Raw genomic sequence first — 4,453 nt, 5'->3', positions numbered from 1 at the left:
TTACATAAAACAAATAAATTTATTAAAAATGTACAAGTTAATTAACAAGTTATTCTTAATATATAATTAAGGATTAATAGATCCTATACCATCACCCCATAAAGTTACCTATGTATATTTAACTGTCTAAATGTACAAACCTAATTGAAAATGGTTCGTTTTGAAACAACCAATTCATGTGCTAATTCTCCCACAGTAAATTTTTTCATTCGATTAACCATCATAATCATTTCATTTAATCTTTTTGCTCTGAACATCGAATCTCCTACATAACTATGACATAATTTGGAATCGTTATAATATATAGTCATGGATATTTAAATGATAAAAATAGATACAAAAAACACATGGATAGCAATTTATCTGTGTTTTTTTGTTCTATCTAGATTTCTTTAAATTATTTCTAACCGCACTTCCCGAAAGAATTCTCCTTACTCAAGCGTATGCAAGGCGATAGCCTAACGGTAAGTGGAAGATGAATTTCGGTTGGCGTAAGCCAACATATTTGCTACCATATACTTTTGTACAGATTGCTCTTTGAAAACTGAAGATATAAGGTTGTTGTAGGAAATTCGTCTACAACGTAAAATCTTCAATGTTCTATCGTCCTGCGCTACCGAAATATGTGAAAACCAAGCGAAGTAAGTAGCGTATATGTGTCCAACGTACACATACTATTTTTAGGAGGAGGGACTACCCTGTTAGCTTGGTAAACATAAGTGGCTAGTAAAAATCACTTACTTCCCAAGAAGCTCCCACTTCAAGCATCAGCTAAGTGGTGAGTAGTTCACTAACTTCACATTTCAATAAGAGAAACCCTATTGATACAAAGTTTTTTTATCTTAACATTGTAAATCTGCAAAATCCTGACGTCACTCCTAAAACTAGTAAAAAAGTGTTAAATTAACGCTCTTTTATACTTTCTTTAATTACAGATTGTTTTTATCATTGTTTAAAATGTGTTATAAACCTGTTCACAAGTTGCGGCTGTTGGCTGAAAAAAACAGTGTTTTTTAAAACGCCCGACAAAAGGCTGATTATACCATTGTTGAGGACAATCACCTGGTGGCCTAAAATACCATAAACTAAATTTCCCAGGCCAGTACCTCTCTCCATTGATTACTCGACGAGCTAAGCGTTTTTCACTTTCTCTTGCTCTTTGATAGAAATAACCGTGAGTAACAGCTTCAAATGCGTGTTCTTGGTAAATCATTTGTCTAATGGTACGAAGATTTTTAAAATCGGAACAATTGGCTCTTATTCGGTTAATTCCTACATTTCCGACGAGCAACATACCCTGAATTCCTTCTCCTTCGGCTTCTGCTCTCAGTAATCTTGCTAAAAGTGCAATATCTGCATCTGTAGCGTTAACAACCCCCATGACTTCACCTCCATTATGTTTTCTTCTTATAGTATTGCTTATTAGTCAGGATAATGTCTTTTTCACATAATATAGATTGTTATGTCTACGAAGGATGAAAGATAATTACTCTTGAATAGGAAGGATGATGGTGCTTGAATATAGACTCTTTCATGGAAGGATTTGTATTGTCATTGGTATGGCTCCTAAAGATGGAACGACAGGTGAAGAAGAATTGCTAAATAAACCCATGAATAGAGGTATTTATCATTTTCCGACAGAAGACTCCTTCCTCAATTTGCGTGAAGGTGCGATAGCACCAGCAAATAGGTGGGAGATGAATATCGGTTGGCGTAAGACAAAATGTTTGTTACCATATACTTGTACAGATTGCTCTTTGAAAACTGAAGATATGAGGTTGGTTGCAGAAAAATCGTTGCAACCGTAAAATTTTCAACGTTCAATCACCCCACGCTTGCCGAAGTTGCGAAAACCAAGCTAAAGTAGGAAGCGTGGTGAGTCAACGTGCAAGATACTTATGTTCTCACCGTAGGAACTGCGGACAGAGCCTGCTAAGATAACTGGTGAATACATCGGTGTTCGCAGGAATCTCCCACTTCAAACAGACCACAGGGTCGTTAAGTGGGGGTAGTTCAAAAGGATTATGTAGTTTCAATAGTTGGGGTTACTTATTTACATTTACTTTTGAGAAATATGATTCAAGTTAGTATTTTATCTTTTTCCGACATGCGTCTCCTCAAAATAAATAGAGAGACACTTGTCTCTCTTCAAAAAAGTACTTTTGAGAATTTTAAATTGCCCCTCTTAGTATCAAACCTAGAACGGCCATAATTATCGTACTGATAATAATCCGTAAAATCCAAGAGGTATTCGTGCTGATTTTTTCTAATTGCTTATTAATTGTAGAAATGTCTTTCTCGTTAATTATTATTCGAGTTTCTAAATTACGAATATCACGCATGATCTCTTTTTGTTCTGATTTTAGACTGTCAATTTTCACATTTAAATCTTCCATATACTCACATCCTTTGGATATTTTAATAGAACAATCCCTATATATTATGAGACAAGCTTTTTCTATGTGAATGTATGACAGTTATTTTCATGTCAAAGCCTTATTATATATATCTTTCCCAGACCTATTTATCATTGCTAAACTAATACAAACATTTGTTAATTGTCTGGTGGCTGTACTAGTTAATTGGAGTCGGTTGTTTTGTTAGAACATAAAGAGTTCAGAAAATCCATGAACAAAAAAACGAGTACTGTGAAGAAACACGCTCTTTCAAAGGATTTCACCAATTTCTACGGTTATTACTGCCTCTATGTCTGCCCCTACAGAACATTAAATGCCCATTTTGTTCAATAAAAAGAGAGCATCCAAGGCTATAGATGCTCTTAATGTGATAAGGAGTTTTAACTAAAAATCGGAATAAAGGTGGAGCGGTTAAGCTCGTCCTATACTTTAATATATGCTTGTTCTTCTTGAAAGGTGAAAAGTAAAAAGACACCTTAATTAGGTGCCTTTTTGATGTATAAGAGGTAGCTACCTGGAAAAGACCTTTCTGTATCATTATATGATTATCAATTCTCGTTATACCTAAAATGGCTGTTAAATACGTTTATTGTGTATTTTGATAGTAATTGATTTTTTCACGAATAGCGGACGCAATAAATTCGTCAATAGTGCTGTTTGTTTCTTCGACTATTTTATTAAGTACTTGATATTCTTTACTGGACATCGTAACTGGTTTTGTCACACTGCTGCTATCTAAATAGACGCTATTATTAACACGCTTCACTAATTTTCCTTCAATTAAATATGGTGAGAGGCTCTCAATCCACTCCATTTGCATACCCATAGGCAATTCAATAAGTGATTGTCGTACATCTAAATACCAAAAGCCCTCCTCTTCTGAAATCTTTATATTTCTTGGTGAGACATATTGGAGTATTAAGTCAACTTTTTGGAAAGAACTACTACGTAATTGATCAGACTTAGGTAAACGGAACTTAATAAATCTTTGATGATGGCTCCGAGGTTTATCAGTCAACTCATAAGCTGGTTCATACCCTAATTTTTTTGCTTCTTTTAAGGTAAATTCATTTCCGAACTCATCAATTAACCTAATATCTCCACGCTTTGGAATAGAAATGACTCTTGCTATCGTATTCCCCTGCATGTATCTATGGAATAAAACGGTATTATACTTTTGAGAGTATGTATAAAGTGCATTTGCCTGATCTAATCGATGTACAAGCTTGAGTAACTCTTCTTCTCGTATGAATTTAGTTTCACGATTACGGTATTCTTGTATAATGGCTGTTAATTCCCCATCTTCTAGCCATCTTTCTAATTGATATGTACTTACATCATATTTTTTACTAGCCTGGTACAGAGTAATACCTTCAGGTTCTCTTGCTTTTTTTATTGCTTCTACATCCGCTCTTCTGAAAAGGAAACTCCCATCTAATCGCCATGTATCTTTGTTAATTGGAACTAATTGCCCTTTCTTTACAAGTTTATTCACAATAAAATTACTAATCTCCAAAAACTCCCTTACTTCTGTTGTATTCATATTGAGATGCTGATTTTCATCCATATTATTTCTCCTCATGTATTTAATTTATATATAATAAATTTATTGATTAAATTTAATTTTAATTTCAAAAATATATAATTGAATTTATTATATCATAGGCAATGTTTATTTTTTTACATAGATTAATAAATTCTTTTTTCGTTTACTAATTAAATTAATTTTTATATGTAATTAAATCTTCTTTCGGTCTATTTATAAATTAAATTTTATTATTGACATAGAAAATGGGAGTTTTTCTAAACTTATTCATTAGTTTCATTTTTATAAAATTTAATCTTACTTTATAAGTAACTTTTAATGCAATTCAGTTATAATATTAGATATAAAGGGAATTAATATGGAGTTGATTAACAATGAAATTTAAATTAAATACAATTCATAGTGAAACTTATTTAGAAAATATAGAGAAACAAAAACAAAATTTCTCAAACATAATTGCGATATGGAATCAAGATTATATAAATGAAGT

General features: G+C 32.6%; 5 protein-coding genes. 1 reads left to right on the top strand and 4 read right to left on the bottom strand.

What is annotated here, in order from left to right; all coding sequences use genetic code 11:
* Window positions 1-140: 140 nt before the first annotated feature.
* Both FT637_RS29330 and FT637_RS29325 read right to left on the bottom strand, forming a co-directional pair.
* Entirely contained in the window at window positions 141-257 is a 117-nt protein-coding gene (locus FT637_RS29330; RefSeq protein WP_227494012.1) for a DeoR family transcriptional regulator, read from the bottom strand.
* Between the two features lie 695 nt (window positions 258-952).
* Window positions 953-1,381: a cell wall hydrolase gene (locus FT637_RS29325; protein WP_002144383.1), complete on the bottom strand. Its 429-nt coding sequence runs from the start codon at window positions 1,379-1,381 to the stop codon at window positions 953-955.
* A 127-nt stretch (window positions 1,382-1,508) separates the two neighbouring features.
* Between FT637_RS29325 and FT637_RS30250 the strand changes: the two genes are divergently transcribed.
* Window positions 1,509-1,808: a hypothetical protein gene (locus tag FT637_RS30250; protein ID WP_227494013.1), complete on the top strand. Its 300-nt coding sequence runs from the start codon at window positions 1,509-1,511 to the stop codon at window positions 1,806-1,808.
* A gap of 363 nt (window positions 1,809-2,171) precedes the next feature.
* Here FT637_RS30250 and FT637_RS29315 read toward each other — a convergent pair whose 3' ends face one another.
* Entirely contained in the window at window positions 2,172-2,396 is a 225-nt protein-coding gene (locus tag FT637_RS29315; protein ID WP_193649228.1) for a hemolysin XhlA family protein, read from the bottom strand.
* 607 nt (window positions 2,397-3,003) lie between these two features.
* Window positions 3,004-3,984: a DNA-binding protein gene (locus tag FT637_RS29310; protein ID WP_193649227.1), complete on the bottom strand. Its 981-nt coding sequence runs from the start codon at window positions 3,982-3,984 to the stop codon at window positions 3,004-3,006.
* Window positions 3,985-4,453: the final 469 nt, after the last annotated feature.

Origin of the sequence: Bacillus cereus, assembly GCF_015071065.1 — a bacterium.
Taxonomy (GTDB): Bacteria; Bacillota; Bacilli; order Bacillales; family Bacillaceae_G; genus Bacillus_A; species Bacillus_A cereus_BA.
Note: the sequence above shows the minus strand (reverse complement) of the source record. Positions and strands in the feature narration are given on the sequence as shown.